At 69.0% G+C, this 17,647-nt stretch carries 18 protein-coding genes; 12 read left to right on the top strand and 6 right to left on the bottom strand.

What is annotated here, in order from left to right:
• Nucleotides 1–10 precede the first annotated feature (10 nt).
• The 4 genes from ACWD4G_RS09495 (at nt 11) to ACWD4G_RS09510 (ending at nt 4,685) form a co-directional block, all read left to right on the top strand.
• On the top strand, nt 11–694 hold the full coding sequence (locus ACWD4G_RS09495; RefSeq protein WP_451291892.1) for an ABC transporter ATP-binding protein: 684 nt from the start codon (nt 11–13) through the stop codon (nt 692–694).
• A gap of 280 nt (nt 695–974) precedes the next feature.
• Complete coding sequence (locus tag ACWD4G_RS09500) at nt 975–2,978, top strand: FtsX-like permease family protein (RefSeq protein WP_451291894.1); 2,004 nt, start codon at nt 975–977, stop codon at nt 2,976–2,978.
• Nucleotides 2,979–3,096: 118 nt separating this feature from the next.
• The gene (locus tag ACWD4G_RS09505; protein ID WP_451291896.1) at nt 3,097–3,783 is read left to right on the top strand and encodes a response regulator; all 687 of its coding nucleotides are present in this window, start codon (nt 3,097–3,099) and stop codon (nt 3,781–3,783) included.
• 218 nt (nt 3,784–4,001) lie between these two features.
• Nucleotides 4,002–4,685 (top strand): hypothetical protein, encoded by a 684-nt coding sequence (locus tag ACWD4G_RS09510; protein ID WP_451291898.1) that lies wholly within the window; start codon nt 4,002–4,004, stop codon nt 4,683–4,685.
• A 35-nt stretch (nt 4,686–4,720) separates the two neighbouring features.
• Here ACWD4G_RS09510 and ACWD4G_RS09515 read toward each other — a convergent pair whose 3' ends face one another.
• Nucleotides 4,721–5,110, bottom strand: a complete 390-nt coding sequence (locus ACWD4G_RS09515; protein WP_451291900.1) for a PPOX class F420-dependent oxidoreductase — start codon at nt 5,108–5,110, stop codon at nt 4,721–4,723.
• 89 nt (nt 5,111–5,199) lie between these two features.
• The gene (locus ACWD4G_RS09520; RefSeq protein ID WP_451291902.1) at nt 5,200–5,832 is read right to left on the bottom strand and encodes an HAD family acid phosphatase; all 633 of its coding nucleotides are present in this window, start codon (nt 5,830–5,832) and stop codon (nt 5,200–5,202) included.
• A gap of 279 nt (nt 5,833–6,111) precedes the next feature.
• Here ACWD4G_RS09520 and ACWD4G_RS09525 point away from each other — a divergent pair, with 279 nt between their 5' ends.
• The 3 genes from ACWD4G_RS09525 (at nt 6,112) to ACWD4G_RS09535 (ending at nt 8,973) form a co-directional block, all read left to right on the top strand.
• Nucleotides 6,112–6,957: an SAM-dependent methyltransferase gene (locus ACWD4G_RS09525; protein WP_451291904.1), complete on the top strand. Its 846-nt coding sequence runs from the start codon at nt 6,112–6,114 to the stop codon at nt 6,955–6,957.
• Nucleotides 6,957–7,478, top strand: a complete 522-nt coding sequence (locus ACWD4G_RS09530) for a GNAT family N-acetyltransferase (protein WP_451291906.1) — start codon at nt 6,957–6,959, stop codon at nt 7,476–7,478. Before ACWD4G_RS09525 ends, ACWD4G_RS09530 begins: the two co-directional genes overlap by 1 nt.
• Before the next feature lie 124 nt (nt 7,479–7,602).
• Nucleotides 7,603–8,973, top strand: coding sequence for a S1 family peptidase (locus ACWD4G_RS09535; protein WP_451291908.1), 1,371 nt, complete (start codon nt 7,603–7,605; stop codon nt 8,971–8,973).
• Between the two features lie 137 nt (nt 8,974–9,110).
• On the opposite strand, the gene ACWD4G_RS09540 is transcribed toward ACWD4G_RS09535, so the two are convergent.
• Entirely contained in the window at nt 9,111–9,299 is a 189-nt protein-coding gene (locus tag ACWD4G_RS09540; protein ID WP_451291910.1) for a hypothetical protein, read from the bottom strand.
• Nucleotides 9,300–9,366: 67 nt separating this feature from the next.
• Nucleotides 9,367–10,551 (bottom strand): ROK family protein, encoded by a 1,185-nt coding sequence (locus ACWD4G_RS09545; protein WP_451291912.1) that lies wholly within the window; start codon nt 10,549–10,551, stop codon nt 9,367–9,369.
• Between the two features lie 196 nt (nt 10,552–10,747).
• Here ACWD4G_RS09545 and ACWD4G_RS09550 point away from each other — a divergent pair, with 196 nt between their 5' ends.
• From ACWD4G_RS09550 to ACWD4G_RS09565, 4 genes are all read left to right on the top strand, one after another.
• A complete protein-coding gene (locus tag ACWD4G_RS09550) occupies nt 10,748–11,647 on the top strand; it encodes a carbohydrate ABC transporter permease (RefSeq protein ID WP_451291914.1) in 900 nt (299 codons plus the stop codon).
• An 18-nt stretch (nt 11,648–11,665) separates the two neighbouring features.
• Complete coding sequence (locus ACWD4G_RS09555) at nt 11,666–12,613, top strand: carbohydrate ABC transporter permease (RefSeq protein ID WP_451291916.1); 948 nt, start codon at nt 11,666–11,668, stop codon at nt 12,611–12,613.
• 10 nt (nt 12,614–12,623) lie between these two features.
• Entirely contained in the window at nt 12,624–13,967 is a 1,344-nt protein-coding gene (locus tag ACWD4G_RS09560) for an ABC transporter substrate-binding protein (protein WP_451291918.1), read from the top strand.
• Nucleotides 13,968–14,061: 94 nt separating this feature from the next.
• Entirely contained in the window at nt 14,062–15,264 is a 1,203-nt protein-coding gene (locus ACWD4G_RS09565; RefSeq protein WP_451292292.1) for a Gfo/Idh/MocA family protein, read from the top strand.
• Between the two features lie 66 nt (nt 15,265–15,330).
• Here ACWD4G_RS09565 and ACWD4G_RS09570 read toward each other — a convergent pair whose 3' ends face one another.
• Entirely contained in the window at nt 15,331–16,026 is a 696-nt protein-coding gene (locus ACWD4G_RS09570; RefSeq protein ID WP_451291919.1) for a L,D-transpeptidase family protein, read from the bottom strand.
• Nucleotides 16,027–16,159: 133 nt separating this feature from the next.
• Between ACWD4G_RS09570 and ACWD4G_RS09575 the strand changes: the two genes are divergently transcribed.
• Nucleotides 16,160–16,645 (top strand): carboxymuconolactone decarboxylase family protein, encoded by a 486-nt coding sequence (locus ACWD4G_RS09575; RefSeq protein WP_451291921.1) that lies wholly within the window; start codon nt 16,160–16,162, stop codon nt 16,643–16,645.
• Nucleotides 16,646–16,815: 170 nt separating this feature from the next.
• On the opposite strand, the gene ACWD4G_RS09580 is transcribed toward ACWD4G_RS09575, so the two are convergent.
• Nucleotides 16,816–17,628: an aminotransferase class IV gene (locus ACWD4G_RS09580; protein WP_451291923.1), complete on the bottom strand. Its 813-nt coding sequence runs from the start codon at nt 17,626–17,628 to the stop codon at nt 16,816–16,818.
• Nucleotides 17,629–17,647: the final 19 nt, after the last annotated feature.

Below are 17,647 nucleotides of genomic sequence, written 5' to 3' on the forward strand. Positions count from 1 at the left end.
CCGCCCTCCCATGAGCACCGTTCTGGCCGGTCACGGCCTCGTCAAGAAGTACGGCAAGACCACCGCCCTGGCCGGGGTGGACGTGAGCGTCGCCGAGCGTGAGTCCCTCGCCATCATGGGCCCCTCCGGCTCGGGCAAGTCCACGCTTCTGCACACCCTCGCCGGCATCATCCGCCCCGACGACGGTGAGGTGCTGCTGCGCGGCGACCGCATCGACCACTGGGGGGAGAACAGGCTCAGCGCCCTGCGTCGCAAGCGCTTCGGGTTCGTCTTCCAGTTCGGCCAGCTGCTGCCGGAGCTGCCCGCCGAGGAGAATGTGGCGCTGCCGCTGATGCTGGAGGGCGTGCCCCGCCGCCAGGCCGTCAAGCGGGCCCGCCGCTGGTTCGCCCCACTCGGCCTCACCGGGCTGGAACGGCGCCGCCCCGGCCAGCTCTCCGGCGGTCAGGCCCAGCGGGTCGCCATAGCCCGCGCCCTCGCCGTGGAACCGGACGTGGTCTTCGCCGACGAGCCGACCGGCGCCCTCGACCAGAGCACCGGCGAGGAGGTCATCCGCCTCCTCACCTCGGTCACCCGAGACCAGGGCGCGTCCTTGGTCATGGTCACCCACGACTCCGAGGTGGCCGCCCACTGCGACCGCATACTCCAGGTGAGAGACGGCCAGATCAGCGGCTTCAGCCAGTACACGGTGGTGTGAACACCACCGCCTCCGGCAAAGACCGACGCCACAGTGCGGGCCGAAGCCTCCGGTAGAGGGCGCAGCCGGGCCTTGAAGGAGGCGCAGCCCGGCCATCTGCCTCTGGCGGAGGGCGCAGCCCGGCCTCGCAGGAGGGCGCAACCCGACATTCGAGGGGCGTGGGGCTCTATCGATGTGCGGCTCCGCCGCGTGGGCGCGACCGGCCCGCACCCACCCGTACCCGCCAACTCACCATCCCGACCGAGCTATCAGGCACCAAAGTCCTCTCCGGAGTACCCAAATGCGCTCCCCCGTCCTCCCCCTCACCTGGCACCTGGCCCGCTCCTCGGGCCGACGTGGCCTGCAGAGCCAGCTTCTCTCGGCCGCCGCGGCAGCCGTCGGCGCCCTCGTCCTGCTTCTGCTGCTCGCCGCCGCCCTCGGCGCGGGCACCCGCGCCGACCGAACGGCCTGGCGCACCCCTGACGCCGTGCCCGCGAAGGAGGCCACGGCCGTACAGACCCTGGCCACCATGTATGTGGACCACAAGCCGATCACCGTAGTCTCACTGGCCCAGCTCCCGAACCGCCCCGCGACCCCCGCCCCACCGGGCCTGGACAGCTTCCCGTCCCCCGGCCACACCTATCTCTCCCCCGCTCTGGAGAAGCTGATGGGGGAGTTGCCGAAGAAGCGACTCGCGGCCCGGTTCTCCAGCAGTACCGACTACGGCACGATCGGCGAGGCCGGTCTCGGCTCCCCCGAGGAACTCGTCGCGGTCGTCGGCCACGCCCCCGACGACCCGGCGATCACCCGAGCGCCGGAGGGAGACGACTTCGACACCCTGGCCGGACACGCCCGCGTCGACGGCTTCGCCGGGACGAGACCGAGCCAGTTCACGAAGTTCGACCAGCAGACCGCGGTCATGGGCGGAGCCATCCTCGTCGTACCGGTGATCGTGCTGGCCTCGGCCGCCGGTCGGCTCGGTGCGGCCCGTCGTGAGCAGCGTCTCGCGGCCCTGCGGCTGGCGGGTGCGACACCGAGGCAGATCCTCGCGATGACCGGTGCCGAGTCGGCGGTGGTCGGCCTGGCCGGCGGTTGCGTGGGCGCACTCGCCTACGGCCTGTCGATCCCGGTCCTGGCGGGGCTGCCGTACGGCATCGGCACCTGGTACTCCGGTGATCTGTGGGTCGGCCTCGGGTGGGTGCTCGCGATGGTGGCGGTCGTCGCCGTCCTCACGGCGGTCAGCGCGACGAGCATGCTGCGCGGTGTGGCGCGGTCACCGCTGGGTGTGGCGCAGCAGGCGAATCCCCGGCGGACACGGATGATCCGGCTGGTGTTGTTCGTGGCCGTCCTGCTGTACGTGGTGGTGAGCGCACACGGGGGCGGGCTGAGCACCGGACAGCAGATCGCGCTGATCATCCTGGTGTACGGGGCGTTCTGGACGCTGGGCCCGTGGGTCGTGGACATGCTCGGCAGGGTGCTGGGGCGCTTCGCGCGCCGTCCGGCGACATTGCTGGCCGCGCGCCGGCTCAGTGACGATCCGCGTGGTGCCTGGCGGACCGTCAGCGGGCTGGTGCTGGCGGGCCTCGTCGCCGGGTTCTTCACCGTCGGTCAGATCGGCGTCGTCGGCACGGGGTATCCCGATCAGGTCGCCGTGCGCGCTTCGGACCAGAATCCACGTGAACTCGCCGTCAAGGCCCGTGAGTTGCTATCCGAGGCAGGGGTGAGGGCGACCGTGCGGGCGCGGGGCGACGACCAGTGGGACGGGCTGCTGACCGGCTACGCCGGAATCGTGGCGAAGGTCGAGGGCGGTCAGGCGCGGATCGACGAGGCCACGACGGCGCTGTTGTCGCTCTCGCCGGGGAACCTGCCGTTCACACAGGACTACATCGAGGTCGAGAGCGACATGACGACCAGGCTGATCGGTCAGATGGGGCTCGCGGTCCTCGCCGTCGGCTTCCTCGTCGCTGCGGCCTCCGCCGGGCTCACGGCGGCGGCGACGGTACTGGACCGACGGCGGGTGTACGGACTGCTGCGGCTGGCCGGTACGCCGCTCAAGGTCCTCGACCGGGCGCGGATTCGGGAGACCGCGGTACCGCTGGTGGTCCTGGCCGGGGGGACGACGGCGACCGGCATCTATGCCGGGATGAAGGTCAACGAGGCGTTCCATGCGGCACCGGACGACTCCGGCGCCATACGGCTCGCCTTCTGTGTGGTGGTCGGCACGGTGACCATGTTCGCGGCGCTCGCCGGAAGCAGGCCGCTGCTGCGGAAGGTGACGGCCGAGCGTGCCCAGGACCCGGACTGACGGAGAGCGCCGAGGGCCCCTGGAGGCCCGTCCGACGGGCGGGCCCCCGGCCGACGCGACGACCCCGTCCAGCCACCCGCTCTCTGTCCCGTCTCCTCGACTCAGGCATGATGCGCCCATGACCGACCGCAGCCCGATCCGCGTCCTGATCGCCGACGACCAGGACATGGTCCGCACCGGCTTCCGTTTCTTTCTCGACGCACAGCCGGACATCACCGTGGTGGCCGAGGCCTCCGACGGCGAGACGGCCGTACGGCTGGCCCGCGAGATGCGGCCGGATGTCTGTCTGCTGGACATTCGTATGCCCAAGCTGGACGGCCTGGAGGCGACCCGGCTGCTGGCCGGGCCCGGTGTCGCCGATCCCATGCGGGTGGTCGTGGTGACCACGTTCGACCTCGACGAGTATGTGTACGGCGCGCTGCGCGGCGGTGCGTGCGGCTTCCTGCTCAAGGACTCGGGTCCGACGCTGCTGGCGGAGGCGGTACGCGCGGCGGCGGTCGGCGATTCCCTGGTGTCCCCGTCGGTGACGGTCCGCCTTCTGAAGCACGTCACGGCGGAGAAGCAGGACAGTGTCGGCGCCCCGGAGGTGAGCCGTCCCCAGGAGGCGCTGACCGACCGCGAGCTCGACGTCGTACGTCTCGTCGCTCTCGGCCACACCAACGCCGAGATCGCCGCGTCGATGTTCGTCTCCCTCTCCACGGTCAAGACCCATCTGGCGAGCATCCAGCTGAAGCTCGCCGCCCGGAACCGCGTGGAGATCGCGGCCTGGGCATGGCGGACGGGGCATGCGGGCGAGGGGTCGTAGGGGGTGCCATCGAAGTCGACGCCCGGCAGCCGCCGGCCCTCAGCCCGGGGAAGCCCGGGTGGCAGCGGCTCGGATGTGTTCTCGGCGGCCGTGGGGTGTGCGCTCCGTTTGTGAGGGTTGGGACGTATGCCGGATAGGCAGCCTCTTCCTCGATAGCGTGCACATGCCACTGTTCGAGTGAGTGTGCACCCAGGTGCACAAGGGGGGTGTTCCGAGTCATGAGAAGCATGCGTGCGCTGTCGGTGCGTCTGATCGTCGCCTTATTCGTGGGGGCGGGCCTTGTCCTCGCCGGTCCGGGGGCGGCCCGGGCGAGTACCACGGTCGAGGTTCCGGCGCCCACGGAGGGTGGTATCTCGGCGACCGTGGAGTTCCGGCGGGCCGTCGTCCCCCAGCCCTACAGTCCCGACCCCAACGCATCCTCCGGCGAACGTCAGTGTCTGTTGCGGTACCACCAGTACTTCGCGACTCCGGGCTGCGGGGGCTTCGAGCTCAAGGCCACCCTGCACAACGTCCGCGCCCAGCCCGGATACACAGCAGGGCTGAACAGCGAGGGAGGGTACTTCCAGGCGTACGCGGACACGGCCCGGACCTTCGGTTGTCTGCGGGCCGACGGAAGCTTCGACCATGACACGAGTTTCGTCGTCCGCACGGTCCAACAGCCCCTGTCGCCGGTCTACTTCGAACCCGACAGCCGCTGGTTGCTGACCCAGTTCCGCGACTACCCGGACCGGGACTTCGGTCCGCCCTTCTTCGTCAACTTCGCCCCGGTGGAGGTGAACTGCCCCGAGGGGATGACCGCGACCCAGTACGGTCTCAAGGTGAGTGATGTGAGGATCACCATCGACGATCCGCATGTCTTCGGTTCGACGACCTGGGCGACGCCGGCCCCGTTCTACGCCTGAGGCGACGTCATCCCATCCGGTGTCTCATGGGGGTCTCATGGGGTGAGGGTGACGCGGATGCCCGTCGTGCCGGAAGTCCCACGGCGGAGGCGGCTGCCGAGGAGGGTGAGTCGGCCGAGGAGGCCGTACTTGCGGGCGAGGAGACGGCGGTAGTGGGCGGTGCCCGCGGCATCGAGGATCTCGGCGCGGGCGGGGACGGAATCGCCGGTGGGGTTGCCGCGCAGGTCGCATGGGCCGACGAGGACGTCCGCGCGGTTGCGAATCCGTTTGACCTTCCAGGAGTCGCTGACCGTCCAGATACCGAGGGCGTCCCCGTCGCGGACCACCCAGACCGGGGTCGGGACGGCGGTGCCGTTCTTGCGGTAGGTGGTGATCAGCAGGTAGTTGCCCGCAGCGAGCGCGTCGAGCGCGGTGTCGTCGGCCATGGACGGGAGTCTAGGCCGCCCCTTCATCGGTCGGGTGTGCGCCCGTCGACCGGGGCCGGCGGGCGCACGTCCGGGAACCGTGGACGGTGTCAGTCGAGCAGGCCGTCGTAGTCGGGGAGCTTGTAGGTGCGCTCGGCATGGCCGCCGACCAAATCGGTGGTGTTGTTGCCGACGTTGGCGATGATCGTGTAGCCGTCGGACTCGATGTCCGCGCGCGAGGCGGTCTTGTAGGCGGAGACCTCCTCGAACAGGTCGGGCAGGTCGCGCACATACAGGCCGTCGACGGGGTAGCCGACGGTCTTGAGGTTCCAGTCGGTGACGCTGTGGATGATGCCGGGGCGAGCGGTGACGAAGAAGACCGCGACGCCACGGGACTTGGCGTATGTGGCCAGGTCCAGGGAGGGCTTCAGCGCCGGGGTGGGCAGTTGGTACCAGGGCGTGTAGTGCGACTCCAGCGTGGTGTTGTCTATGTCGAAGACGATGGCGAGCTTCTGGCCGGAGGCATTCGCGGTGCGCTGGGTGATGTAGGGCGTCGCCGTGTCGATGACGGCCTTCACATCCTGCTGCCAGGTCGCGTAGTCGACCTCGGCGGCGGCCGCGGCGACGGCGGCCTCGCTCGGCGCCGCGGCCGCCGGGACCGCCGCCGTCACCGAGCCGCCGAGGCCGAGCGCGGCCACCGCCGCGACCGTCGTGATACGGCGTCCCACACCGCTTGCTGTCATGTTCGTCCCCTTTTTCCGATGTCAAAGCGGTGAGATCGATCCGACCTTCACCGCGCCCGACATGTTCATGCCCATTCATGGACGGAAGACCACACAGAAGTTACCGATTGGTAGAAGGGGTTCGACGTTCATTCACCCGGCGGCCCGCGGAAAGATCGCCCCGAGGGGCAGGCCGTCCCGGACCCTATGAAGATCGCCGAAGTGGGGGCGAACACCAACCTGCGGGTCTACATTGCCCGTTGACTATGCACCTTCACAGAAGATCCAGGAGTTGGTGCCGTGACGGACAACCCGGCAGCCTCGGACTTCCCCTCCTCGTCGTTGAACAGCCGTATCGTCACCACACGGCCGCGCGCCGCCCGGATCTGGAACTACTGGCTCGGCGGCGGGGACTACTACGAGGTCGACCGGAAGGCCGGCGACGAGATACATCGACTGCATCCGAGCATCCGCGACTACGCCCTCGCGGACCGGCAGTTCCTGAGGCGGGCCGTGCGCCATCTGACCGCCGACCTGGGACTCCGGCAGTTCCTGGACATCGGGGCGGGACTGCCGACCGCCGAGAACACCCATGAGGTCGCCCAGCGCATAGCCCCGGACTCCCGGATCGTCTACGTCGACAACGACCCGCTGGTCCTGGTCCACGCCCGCGCCCTGCTGACGAGCGCGCCCGAGGGCCGTACGGACCACGTCGACGAGGACGTGCGCAACGTCGACTCGGTCCTCGAACACGCCGCGCGCACCCTGGACCTGACCCAGCCGGTCGCGCTGATGCTGCTCGACGTGCTGGCCTTCGTCCGCGACGACGAGGACCCGTACGGCATCGCGCGCCGTCTGATGGACGCCCTGCCCAGGGGCAGTCATCTGGTGCTCTCGCACACCATCACCAGCCCGGAGTGGCCCGACGTGGACGTGGCGGCCGCCTGGTGGAACGCGCACGGCACCCCTCCGTTGACCCAGCGCACTCCGGCGGCGATCGCCCGCTTCTTCGACGGGCTCGACCTCCTCGATCCGGGCGTCGTCTCGTGCACCCGCTGGCGCCCGGAGCCGACGGGCCCGGACAACCCCCCACCAGGTGAACCCAAGGAAGTTGCCATGTACTGCGGAGTGGGAGGCAAGCTCTGATGACGATCGACTGGGTCAGGCTGCAACTGGACGTCACCGACTTCGACCTGGCGCGTTTCCAGCCGTACGTCGACAAGTGCCGCACCTCCGGGATCAGGCTGACGACGCTCTCGGAGCTGGGCGACACCCCGGACAACCGCCGGGCACTGTACGAACTCAACAAGGTCTGCTCGGCGGACATCCCCGAGCGCGGCGAGTTCTTCTCCTACGAGGAGTACCACCGGCTCCGCTTCGAGGCGCCCGCCTACGATCCGCGCGGGGTCGTGGTGGCCCTCGACGGGGAGCGGTGGGTCGGGATGGCGGCCACCTCGGACCGCCGGAAGTCGGGTTTCGTCTTCAACGAGATGACCGGCGTACGGTCCTGCCACCGGGGCCGGGGCCTCTCGCTCGCCATGAAGACGTTCGGCATCGGCTTCGCCGGGATGTGCGGGGTCAGCACCGTCCGTACGCTGCACCATCCCGCCAACGCCCACGCGATCGCCATGAACCGGACGCTCGGGTACGTCGAAGCGGACTGGTGACCATGTGCATCGACACCGACCGGTGAACACTCGGCGACCGCCGCACGTATAGAGGGAGGGCGCTCAAGGACCGGACGCCCTCGCGGTGTTGACGCCGTGTCGGACGGGGTTCGGGAGCCAGGTAATGAGGCACGCACGACGACGAGTCGTGAAGCGAGTGGCACGGCTGACAGCGGTCGGTGGACTGCTCTGCGGGGCCTTGATGGTCACACAGGCGGCGATGGCGACCGAATCCGCCGAACCGCCCGCCCGGAGCGCGGTGCTGGCGGCATCGGGCACCGGTACGGGCCTGGTGACGAAGCTGGGCTCCGACCGCACGGCGGGCACCTGGATCGCCGACGACGGCCGGCCCGTGGTCGCCGTCACCGACGAGGAGGCGGCGGCCGAGGTCGAGGAGGCCGGGGCCCGGCCCAAGATGGTCGAGTACAGCGGGAAGGACCTGAAGTCCGCGACGGAGGCCCTGCGTTCGGCGCCCCGGGTGTCGGGCACCTCGTGGGCGATCGACCCCGCGTCCAACGAGGTCGTCGTCCGGGCCGACAGCACGGTCTCCGCCAAGGACTGGAAGAAGCTGACGGGCCTCGCCGAGGAGATCGGCGGGTCCGTGCGGATGGAGCGCACCGAGGGCTCGTACACGATGCGCCTCAACGGCGCCCAGCCGATCTTCGGCACCGGCGGTCGCTGTTCGATCGGCTTCAATGTGACCGACGGCGAGAACGAGTTCATGCTCACCGCAGGGCACTGCGGCCCCGAGGGTTCGGTGTGGTTCTCCGACGACCAGGGGCAGCAGGAGATCGGCCGGACGACCGCGACGAACTTCCCCGGCGCCGACTACTCGCTGGTGCGGTATCTGGAGGACGCGCCCAGCAACTCCTCCAACGTGGTCGCGGTCGGTGACGGCCGAGGGGTCCGCATCACCTCCGTCGGGGAGGCGGCGGTGGGCCAGCGGGTGTTCCGCAGCGGCAGCACCAGCGGTTTCCGCAACGGCGAGGTGACCGGCCTCGACGCGACGGTCAACTACCCCGAGGGCACGGTCACCGGTCTCATCGAGACCACGGTCTGCGCCGAGCCCGGCGACAGCGGCGGTCCACTCTTCTCCGAGGGAGTGGCCCTGGGCGTGACCTCGGGTGGCAACGGGGACTGCCAGTCGGGTGGCACGACGTTCTTCCAGCCCCTGACTCCGGCCCTGGAAGACCTCAATGTCCAGCTCGCCGGCCTTCCTCAGGCGGCCCCCCAGGCCACGGCCTCCGCGGGCGCCACGGGAGACACCCCTGAGGACAGCACCGCCCCGAACGCCGTCGAGCCGGGCGCCCTGGAACAGGTGGAAGGCGCCGGCGCGCTCTCGGAGATCGTCGACCGCCTCGCCGACCCGCGCAACGTGGGCCCCGGCATGCTGGTCATCGCGGGCAGCCTGGTGGCGCTGGCCGCGACCCGCTTCATCCGCACCGAACAGGACAGGGCCGCATACCGCCGCCAGTACTCCCAGAGCTGGGGCTGAGGAGCAAAGACAAGGGGCGCGTCATGGGACATGGGACGCGCCCAACTTACCCAGGGGCGCGGGGAACTGCGCGACCAGCCACACCCAACCCGCAGTCGGCGACCAACCGAACCCGGCAGACGAATCCCCTCATCGACCTACTCCGCGGAGCGCACCGCCCACTCCAGCACGAGGCGCTCGTACTCACCGCGCTGCTCCGTGTTCAACGTCCCCCCGCTCCGGAACCAGAGCGCCCGGATCTCCTCGTTGACCTCGGCGGCCGTTCGTGCCGAACTTTCCGATCTTTCCAGGACGACATCAGGGGTAGTGGACATGCTGTAAACCATATGACCTCGAACGTGAAGGCGATGTGAGTAAAGGTCCCACTTCAGACATTACGGAACGTGAACCTGATCACTCTGCGCTTACACCCGTCGGGGACTCGGCCGCCCCGAGCACCAGCACCTGGATGGCCAGCACAGCGGCCCCCCGGGCCCAGTCATGGAAATCGGACACCTTGGTCTCCAGCGGCACGGGCCCGGCCAGCGGATGCCGATTCGCCCGGATCGCCTCGTCGACGGCCTTCCCGGCGACCTCCATCAGTCCGACCCCCTCCCCCGCGAGCAGGATCTTCTGCGGCATCACGAAGTTGGAGATCTGGGCGACGAGGGTGCCAAGAGCCCGGCCCGCCTCGGTCATAACCCGCGTCGGCAGGGGCTCACCGGCGGCGGCCCCGGCCAGGATCTCCTCGTAGGTGGTCTCGCGCCCGGTGGCGGCCTGGACCTGGTAGCGGATGCTGGGGATGCTCAGCATCGAGACGGCACTCCCCCGCTCGCCTTCGGGGGTGAGCGGGCCGGAGGGGTCCACGATCCAGTGGCGGCCGAATCCCCGGTCCTGCTCGGCGCACAGGACGCGCGCTCCGCCGAGGACGAGCCCGTATCCGACGCCCGCGCCGATGGTGAGGACGACGAACCGGTCGAGGCCCCGCCCGGCGCCGAACCAGGTCTCGGCCTCCACGAGCGCGGCGACATCGTTCTCGATGACCACGGCAAGCCCCGTGCGTTCCTCGACGAGCCGGGCCAGCGGCACATCCCGCCAGCCCAGGAACGGTGACTCCCCGACGACCGCCCGGTCCTCGACGAGGCCTCCGACTCCGATGCCGATCCCGGCGATCGAGGGGTGGGTGCGGGCTAGTTCACCGGCCATGCCGGCGAGTTGGTCGGCGACGCGCTCCGGGTCGTGGGTGGTGAGCGGGCGGTCGTACCGGGTGACGATGTCGCTCCTGAGGGTGGTGACGACGCCGTACACCATGTCCTGGGTGATCTTGAAGCCGAGGAAGGAGCGGGACTCGGCGACGATGTCCAGCGGTTGTGAGGGGCGCCCCTGCCGGGACTCGCCGAGCGCGGCGGCGCCCTCGACGGCCTCGATCAGCAGGCCGGACTCGATCAGCGGTTTGGTCAGCCGGGTGAGGCTGCCCGCGGAGAGGCCGAGGCGGCGGGCGAGTTCGGTCCGGGAGAGCGGGCCGTGGACGAGTACCTCGATCGCCACCGCGCGTTCCCCGGGGCTCAGCGGCAGCCAGCTGGCGGCGAGTGCGGTCATGGGGATCAGACTCCCACCCCAGGCGTTTGTTTCGCAATGGAAGTAACAAGCCCCATCGAAGGTCATCGAATCCGCCACGAGGGCCGATCCGACCCCGATCCGCCGCACCCCTTGACGCGGGAATTATTTCGCGTCAAAAGTAAGTGGTCCGAGCTTGAGGCAGAGCCGCCCATTGAGCGCCGTCGAGGGAGTCCCGATGACCATCGCCTCCACCAGTCCACCGATACCCCGGCGAGGTGACGGCGCGCTGGCCGCCGTGTTCATCGCCCCGGCGATGCTCGGCTTCCTGGTGTTCCTCGCCTGGCCGACACTGCGCGGGATCTATCTGAGCTTCACCCGGTTCAATCTGCTGACACCGGCGGAGTGGGTGGGCCTCGACAACTACGTCCGGATGGTCAACGACCCGATCTTCTGGGACTCGTTGGTGGTCACCGTCGAGTATGTGGTGATCAACATCGGTGTGCAGACGTTCGCCGCCCTCGCCATCGCCGTACTGCTGCAACGGCTGACCCAGTCGGCCGTGCTGCGCGGCATCGTGCTCACGCCGTATCTGATGTCCAACGTGGTCGCCGGTCTGGTGTGGCTGTGGATACTGGACACCCAGCTCGGCATCGGCAACGAGATCGTCAGCGCGCTCGGTGCCGACCGCATCCCGTTCCTCAACGACGAGACCTGGGCCGTCCCGACCATCGCCCTGATCAATGTCTGGCGGCACGTCGGCTACACCGCGCTGCTGCTCTTCGCCGGTCTCCAGGCCATCCCGAACGACGTGTACGAGGCGGCCAGGGTCGACGGAGCGAGCGAGTGGCGGATGTTCTGGCGGATCACCATGCCGTTGCTGCGGCCGGTGCTGGCGGTGGTGCTGATCATGACGGTGATCGGGTCGTTCCAGGTCTTCGACACCGTGGCGGTGACCACGGCGGGCGGCCCGGCCAACGCGACCAACGTGCTCCAGTACTACATCTACGGCTCCGCCTTCGGCCGCTTCCAGTTCGGCTATGCCTCGGCGATGTCCGTCGCCCTGCTGGTCGTGCTGAGCGCGATCACCGTCCTGCAGTACCGGCTCACCCGGGCCGGCCGAAGCGATCTGGGCTGAGGGAGGGGAACCGCCGACATGGCCACCATGACCACACCCGCGACACCGGCCGCACCCCCGGCGACCGAGCCGACCGTACGACCGACCGGGCGCCGCCTGTCCTTCGGGAGGGCAGCCGCCTGGGCCGGGCTGGGGCTGATCGTGCTGATCACCCTGCTGCCGTTCTACTGGATCGTCCGCACCGCGCTCTCCACCAACGCCGGTCTGGGCGCCGACCCCGCGAACCCCCTCCCGGTCGGCCTCACCACCAGCGGCTTCGAACGGGCGCTGGGCCTTCAGTCGGCCGAGGAGGTGATCGCGCAGGGCGGTGCGGGCGGCGGGCTGGACTTCTGGCGGTATCTGCTGAACTCGGTGATCGTGTCGACGCTGATCACCGGCTGCCAGATCTTCTTCTCCGCGATGGCGGCGTACGCCTTCGCCCGGCTGCGCTGGCGGGGCCGGGACACGGTGTTCGGGCTGTTCCTGGCCGGACTGATGGTGCCGACCCTGTTCACCCTGCTGCCGAACTTCGTGCTGATCAAGCAGCTCCACCTGGTGGACTCCCTGCTCGGCATCGCCCTGCCCAGCCTCTTCATGACGCCCTTCGCGGTGTTCTTCCTGCGGCAGTTCTTCCTGAACATCCCGCACGAGGTCGAGGAGGCGGCGCTGCTCGACGGGGCGGGGAAGGTACGGATCTTCTTCCGGGTGGTCCTGCCCATGGCGTCCACACCGATCATCACGCTGGCCGTGCTGACGTACATCACGTCCTGGAACGACTACTTCTGGCCGCTGATGGTCAGTTACAGCGACAGCTCACGTGTGCTCACCGTGGCGCTGGCGATCTTCCGGGCGCAGACCCCGGCCAGTGGTGTCGACTGGTCGGGGCTCATGGCGGCGACGCTGATCGCCGCGCTGCCGATGCTGGTGCTCTTCGCCTGCTTCGCCCGCCGCATCGTCAGCTCCATCGGCTTCACCGGGATCAAGTGAGGGAACGGACATGCGACTTCGTACGCTGACCGCGCCGGCCTGCGCGCTGACGCTGGCCCTGGTCTCCGGATGCGCGCAGGGCGACAGCACCGGGGCGTCCTCGGACACGGTGACCTACTGGCTGTGGGACGCCAACCAACTGCCCGCCTACCAGGCGTGTGCGAAGGGGTTCGAGGAGGAGAACCCCGGACTCGATGTGAAGATCACACAGTTGGGGTGGAGCGACTACTGGACCAAGCTCACCGCCGGGTTCATCGCGGGCACCCAGCCGGACGTCTTCACCGACCACATCCAGAAGTTCGGCCAGTTCGCCGATCTCCAAGTGCTGGAGCCCCTGGACGACTTGGGCATCGAGGACTCCGACTACCAGCCGGGGCTCGCCGCCAACTGGATCGGGCAGGACGGCCATCGCTACGGCACCCCCAAGGACTGGGACACCGTCGCGCTCTTCTACAACGACAAGATGGCGAAGGACGCCGGACTCACCGCCGGGGAACTCGACGACCTCGACTGGAACCCGAAGGACGGCGGCACCTTCGAGAAGGCCCTCGCGCGTCTCACCGTCGACGACAAGGGCCGGCGGGGCGACGAGCCCGGCTTCGACAAGAACAACGTCAAGGTGTACGGGCTGGCCAGCAACGGCGGCGGCTTCGGGGACGGGCAGACGCAGTGGAGCATGTTCGCCGCCTCCGCAGGGTGGAGCTACACGGACAAGGCCCGCTGGGGGACCGAGTACCAGTACGACAGCGAGACCTTCAAGGACGTCATCGACTGGTACTTCGGTCTGGCGGAGAAGGGCTATCTGGCGCCGCTGTCCGACTACAACGTCCAGTCCAACCCGAGCAACACCCAGGTCGCCGCCGGCAAGGCCGCCGCCTCCTTCGACGGCGCGTGGATGATCTCCACGTACCACGGCTTCAAGGGGATGGACATCAAGACCGCCCTGACACCCGTCGGTCCGACCGGCAAGCGGGCCACCATGATGAACGGCCTCGCCGACTCCATCACCAAGGCCGCCAAGAACAAGGCGGGCGCCCGCAAGTGGGTGGCCTATCTGGCCTCGGACAAGTGCCAGACCGTCGTGGGCGAGGCGGGGGCCGTCTTCCCCGCCACCCCGGCGGGCACCGAGGCCGCGATCGCCGCGTTCGAGGAGAAGGGCATCGACGTCACGGCATTCACCGAACCCGTGGCGGACAAGAAGAACTTCAGGACCTTCTCGTACCCGATCACCAACTACGCGGCCGATGTGACCGCGCTGATGGCGCCCGCGATGGAGGACATCTATGGCAACGGCCGATCCGTGACCAGCCTCGACGAGACCAACGACCAGATCAATCTGATCCTCTCCCAGTAGTTCCGCCAACTCCTCCAACTACCTCAGCTCCTCCGGTTCCTCCAGTCCCTCCAGTTCCTCAGTGATCTCCCGACCCATGAAGGGCACGCCTTACATGACGTTCTCCCTCGGCATCGTCGGTGCCGGCCAGTTCTCCGGCCAGTTCGCCACGCTGTTCCACGCCCATCCCGGCGTCGGCGACGTCTACGTCACCGATCTGCTGCCCGAGCGCGCCGAGCGGCTGGCCGCCGCGCAGGGCCTGGCCGGGACCTTCCCCTCGTACGAGGCGATGCTGGAGTCGCAGGCGGTCGACGCCGTCGCGATCTTCACCCAGCGCTGGACACACGGGCCCCTGGTGCTCCAGGGCCTCGGCGCCGGCAAGCATGTGTACTCCGCGGTTCCGATGGCGATCACGCGGGACGAGATAGCGGCCATCATCGACGCGGTCAGGGCGACCGGGCTGACGTACATGATGGGTGAGACGAGTCAGTACAACCCGGCCACGGTGCACGCCCGCAACCAGATCGCCGAGGGCGCCTTCGGGCGGATCTTCTACGCCGAGGGCGACTACGTCCACGACATGGACCTGGGGTTCTACGAGGCGTACCAGTACAGCGGTGGCGAGCGGTGGAAGGAGACCGCCAGCTATCCCCCGCTGCTCTACCCGACGCACTCGGTGGGCGGCGTCCTCGGGGCCTGGCAGACGCACGCGGTGAGCGTGTCCGCGCTCGGGGTCGTCGACGAGCGCGGGGACGGGGTGTTCGACAAGGAGGTCAGCCGGTTCGGCAACGACTTCTCCAACGCGACCGCGCTGTTCGAGGTGGCGGGCGGCGGTTCGTTCCGTACGAACGAGTTCCGGCGGGTCGGCTATCCCTCGCACATCCGGGAGTCCCGCTTCCGGTTCTTCGGGACGGAGGCCAGCATGGAACAGCTGGCCACGGTCGCGCTGTGGCAGGACAAGAAGGGGGTGAAGGACATCAGCGAACTCCTTGAGCCCAAGCCCACGCTGTCCCCCGACGACCCCTCCCTGCGGCATATCGCGCCGGATCTGCGGGCGGCGTTCACCTCCGGGTCGGCGCCGGTGCACGACCGGGCGCGGCTGCCGCGCGAGTTCGACGAGCTGCACAACGGACACGAGGGCAGCCACCACTTCCTGGTGGACGACTTCGTGACCGCCGTGAACACCCGGACGCTGCCGTCGGTCAACGCCTGGGTGGCGGCCCGCTACACCCTGCCGGGCATCGTCGCGCACGACTCCGCGCGGCAGGGTGGGGTACGGCTGGAGATCCCGGACTTCGGGGACGCGCCGGAGGCGTGACCTTGCGCCGCCCGCTGGAGGCGTGACGTTTCACCACCGGTGGCCCGCCGGGCTCCTGGCTTTCCGTCAGGTGCCCGGCTTGCGGCCGTACACGTAGACGTCGTCGCCCTTCTTCAGCAGCGACCAGTACTTCTTGGCGTCCGTCTTCGTCATGTTGACGCAGCCGTGGGAGCCGGGCGGGTTCCACATGCTGACGCCGACGGAGTGGAAGGCCTGGCCCCCGTCGAAGAACTGGCTGTACGGCATGGGGACGTGGTAGATCGACGACACATGGTCGATGTGCCGCCAGTAGATCTTCTTCAGACCGGTGCGGGTCTCGTAGCCGTTGCGGCCGGTGCGCACCGGGACAGGCCCGTAGACGAGCTTCTTGCCGTCCTGAATCCAGCTCAGCTGGAGGGTGAGGTTCACACAGGCGATACGGCCCTTGTTGGTCGGGCACTTGCCGGCCTTGTTGGGGTTCTTGCCCACGGCCTTCTGCTTGTTCATGAGGTCCATCACGCCCCAGGTGACGGGCCCCGCGTAGCCGATGTTCGGCGTGATGCCGTGCTTCGTCTGGAAGGCCTTGATGGCCTTGCAGTCGGCTGCGGACTGCTTGCCGTCGACCGGGCGGCCGAGGAACTTCTCGACCTGCTTCTGGTACGGCCCGGCGCTGGTCGTACAACTCTCGGCCTGTGCGGGCGCGGCGGTCGCCACGAGGGCGAGCGGGGTCAGCAGCCCGGTGACGGCGAGCGCTATCGCGCCTTTTCTTCCGATATCCCCCATGGTGGGTGTTTCCCTTTCCTGCGCATTGTCCGGACGGGGAGGTAGACACCGTGCGTGGCTCGGCGGTTGTGGTGTCGGCCCGGTCGAGACGAAACAGTTACACGGCGAGAATTTCGGATATAGAGTTCTCCTCATGAGCAACAGCGCTTCCATATCTCGCGTGGCCCTGAAGAAAATCACCCCCGATGTGTCCGGAGCGATGGGTTCCCTGCACGCCGCCGCCGTTTCGGCGGCGACGGACGCGAAGGTCGAGCCGGAGATCCTGGAACTGATCCGCATTCGCGCGTCACAGATCAACGGCTGCGCGTTCTGTCTGGACATGCACACCAAGGACGCCCGCGCCCAGGGCGAGACCGAGCAGCGGATCTACGCGCTGAGCGCCTGGGAGGAGACCCCCTTCTTCTCCGCCCGCGAGCGCGCCGCACTGGCGTTGACCGAGGCGGTGACGCTGGTCCACGACGGTCATGTCCCGGACGAGGTCTACGCGGTGGCGGCCGAGGTGTTCGACGAGCAGCAGATCGCGGCACTGATCTGGGCGGCCACGGTCATCAACGCGTACAACCGGATCGCCATCGCGCAGCGGCTGGTTCCGGGGGCTTATCAGCCGGTCAAGAAGTAGCCGGGAAAGCCTTCGAATACCTCCGAAAACATCCGAAAATCTCCGGGAAGACGTTTCCCATATCCGGGACATAATTCAGGAACGCCGAATTGCGCCGGGCCGTATCGAATGCGGCCCGGCGCTTGTGTGTGCGGCTTGTGCGACTTGTACGGCTTGTGCGGCTGTCGAATTCAGCTGTCGGGCAGTGGCTCCGCCAGGCCGTCCAGCCAGGTGCGCCATTCCGGGGCGTGCACGGCCGCGCCTGCGGTCATCGGGCGGCCGGTCCAGGCGGCGACCGGGCGGATACCGTGCAGGGCGTTGACGAGCCACACCTCGCGGCCCGCCAACTCACCGAGGGAGCGCTCGCGATGGGCGACCTGGACACCGATCTCGGCCGCGCGCTCCTGGATGAGCCCCACGGTCACCCCGGCGAGCAGCGGGAAGTGGGCCGGGGGCAGGCAGAGGGTGTCGTCCTCCCACCACAGCACACTGTTACTGGCCGCCTCCAGGACCAGCCCGGAGGGCGAGATCAGCACGGCCTCGTCGGCGCCGGCACCGGACGCCCGGCCGCGCACCCTGGCGAGCGTGTCGAGGTCGGGTCCCTTGCGGCGGGGCACGGTTCGCGGGTCCAGCTGGCCGGCGGCCCAGACCCGGACGTCGGCCGTGATGGGCGGTGCGGGCCGCAGCAGGAGCCTCAACTCCAGTGATCCGGCGGCGAGTTCGATCCGGGGGAACCACTCCCCCGTCCGGGGCAGCGCGGTGGTCACGTTCTTCAGGAACTCCACGACCCGGCCCAGGGGCGGTGCCCCGCACTCTCCGCAGCCCCGCAGGAACCGCTCCCGGTGCCGGTCGAAGGCGCGCACCCGTCCGTCGCGCAGCAGCCATGAGTCGGCGACGAGCAGCCGCCCGCCCTGTGCCTGGCCCGGCGGGGCCGTCCGGTCGGGGGTCAGACCGTGTTCGGGCGACCAGATCGACAGCCCTTCCGCGATGGCGGGTTGTGTCACTTCCGTACTCCTGATGCTC

The organism is Streptomyces sp. NPDC002643, assembly GCF_053592555.1.

Bases quoted from the DNA above. Each gene is read 5' to 3' on its own strand.
- ACWD4G_RS09570 (WP_451291919.1), bottom strand. From the start codon at position 16,026: ATGGGGGATATCGGAAGAAAAGGCGCGATAGCGCTCGCCGTCACCGGG.
- ACWD4G_RS09495 (WP_451291892.1), top strand. From the start codon at position 11: ATGAGCACCGTTCTGGCCGGTCACGGCCTCGTCAAGAAGTACGGCAAG.
- ACWD4G_RS09575 (WP_451291921.1), top strand. From the start codon at position 16,160: ATGAGCAACAGCGCTTCCATATCTCGCGTGGCCCTGAAGAAAATCACC.
- ACWD4G_RS09515 (WP_451291900.1), bottom strand. From the start codon at position 5,110: ATGGCCGACGACACCGCGCTCGACGCGCTCGCTGCGGGCAACTACCTG.
- ACWD4G_RS09520 (WP_451291902.1), bottom strand. From the start codon at position 5,832: ATGACAGCAAGCGGTGTGGGACGCCGTATCACGACGGTCGCGGCGGTG.
- ACWD4G_RS09550 (WP_451291914.1), top strand. From the start codon at position 10,748: ATGACCATCGCCTCCACCAGTCCACCGATACCCCGGCGAGGTGACGGC.
- ACWD4G_RS09555 (WP_451291916.1), top strand. From the start codon at position 11,666: ATGGCCACCATGACCACACCCGCGACACCGGCCGCACCCCCGGCGACC.
- ACWD4G_RS09500 (WP_451291894.1), top strand. From the start codon at position 975: ATGCGCTCCCCCGTCCTCCCCCTCACCTGGCACCTGGCCCGCTCCTCG.
- ACWD4G_RS09560 (WP_451291918.1), top strand. From the start codon at position 12,624: ATGCGACTTCGTACGCTGACCGCGCCGGCCTGCGCGCTGACGCTGGCC.
- ACWD4G_RS09540 (WP_451291910.1), bottom strand. From the start codon at position 9,299: ATGGTTTACAGCATGTCCACTACCCCTGATGTCGTCCTGGAAAGATCG.
- ACWD4G_RS09505 (WP_451291896.1), top strand. From the start codon at position 3,097: ATGACCGACCGCAGCCCGATCCGCGTCCTGATCGCCGACGACCAGGAC.
- ACWD4G_RS09510 (WP_451291898.1), top strand. From the start codon at position 4,002: ATGAGAAGCATGCGTGCGCTGTCGGTGCGTCTGATCGTCGCCTTATTC.
- ACWD4G_RS09530 (WP_451291906.1), top strand. From the start codon at position 6,957: ATGACGATCGACTGGGTCAGGCTGCAACTGGACGTCACCGACTTCGAC.
- ACWD4G_RS09535 (WP_451291908.1), top strand. From the start codon at position 7,603: ATGAGGCACGCACGACGACGAGTCGTGAAGCGAGTGGCACGGCTGACA.
- ACWD4G_RS09565 (WP_451292292.1), top strand. From the start codon at position 14,062: ATGACGTTCTCCCTCGGCATCGTCGGTGCCGGCCAGTTCTCCGGCCAG.
- ACWD4G_RS09545 (WP_451291912.1), bottom strand. From the start codon at position 10,551: ATGACCGCACTCGCCGCCAGCTGGCTGCCGCTGAGCCCCGGGGAACGC.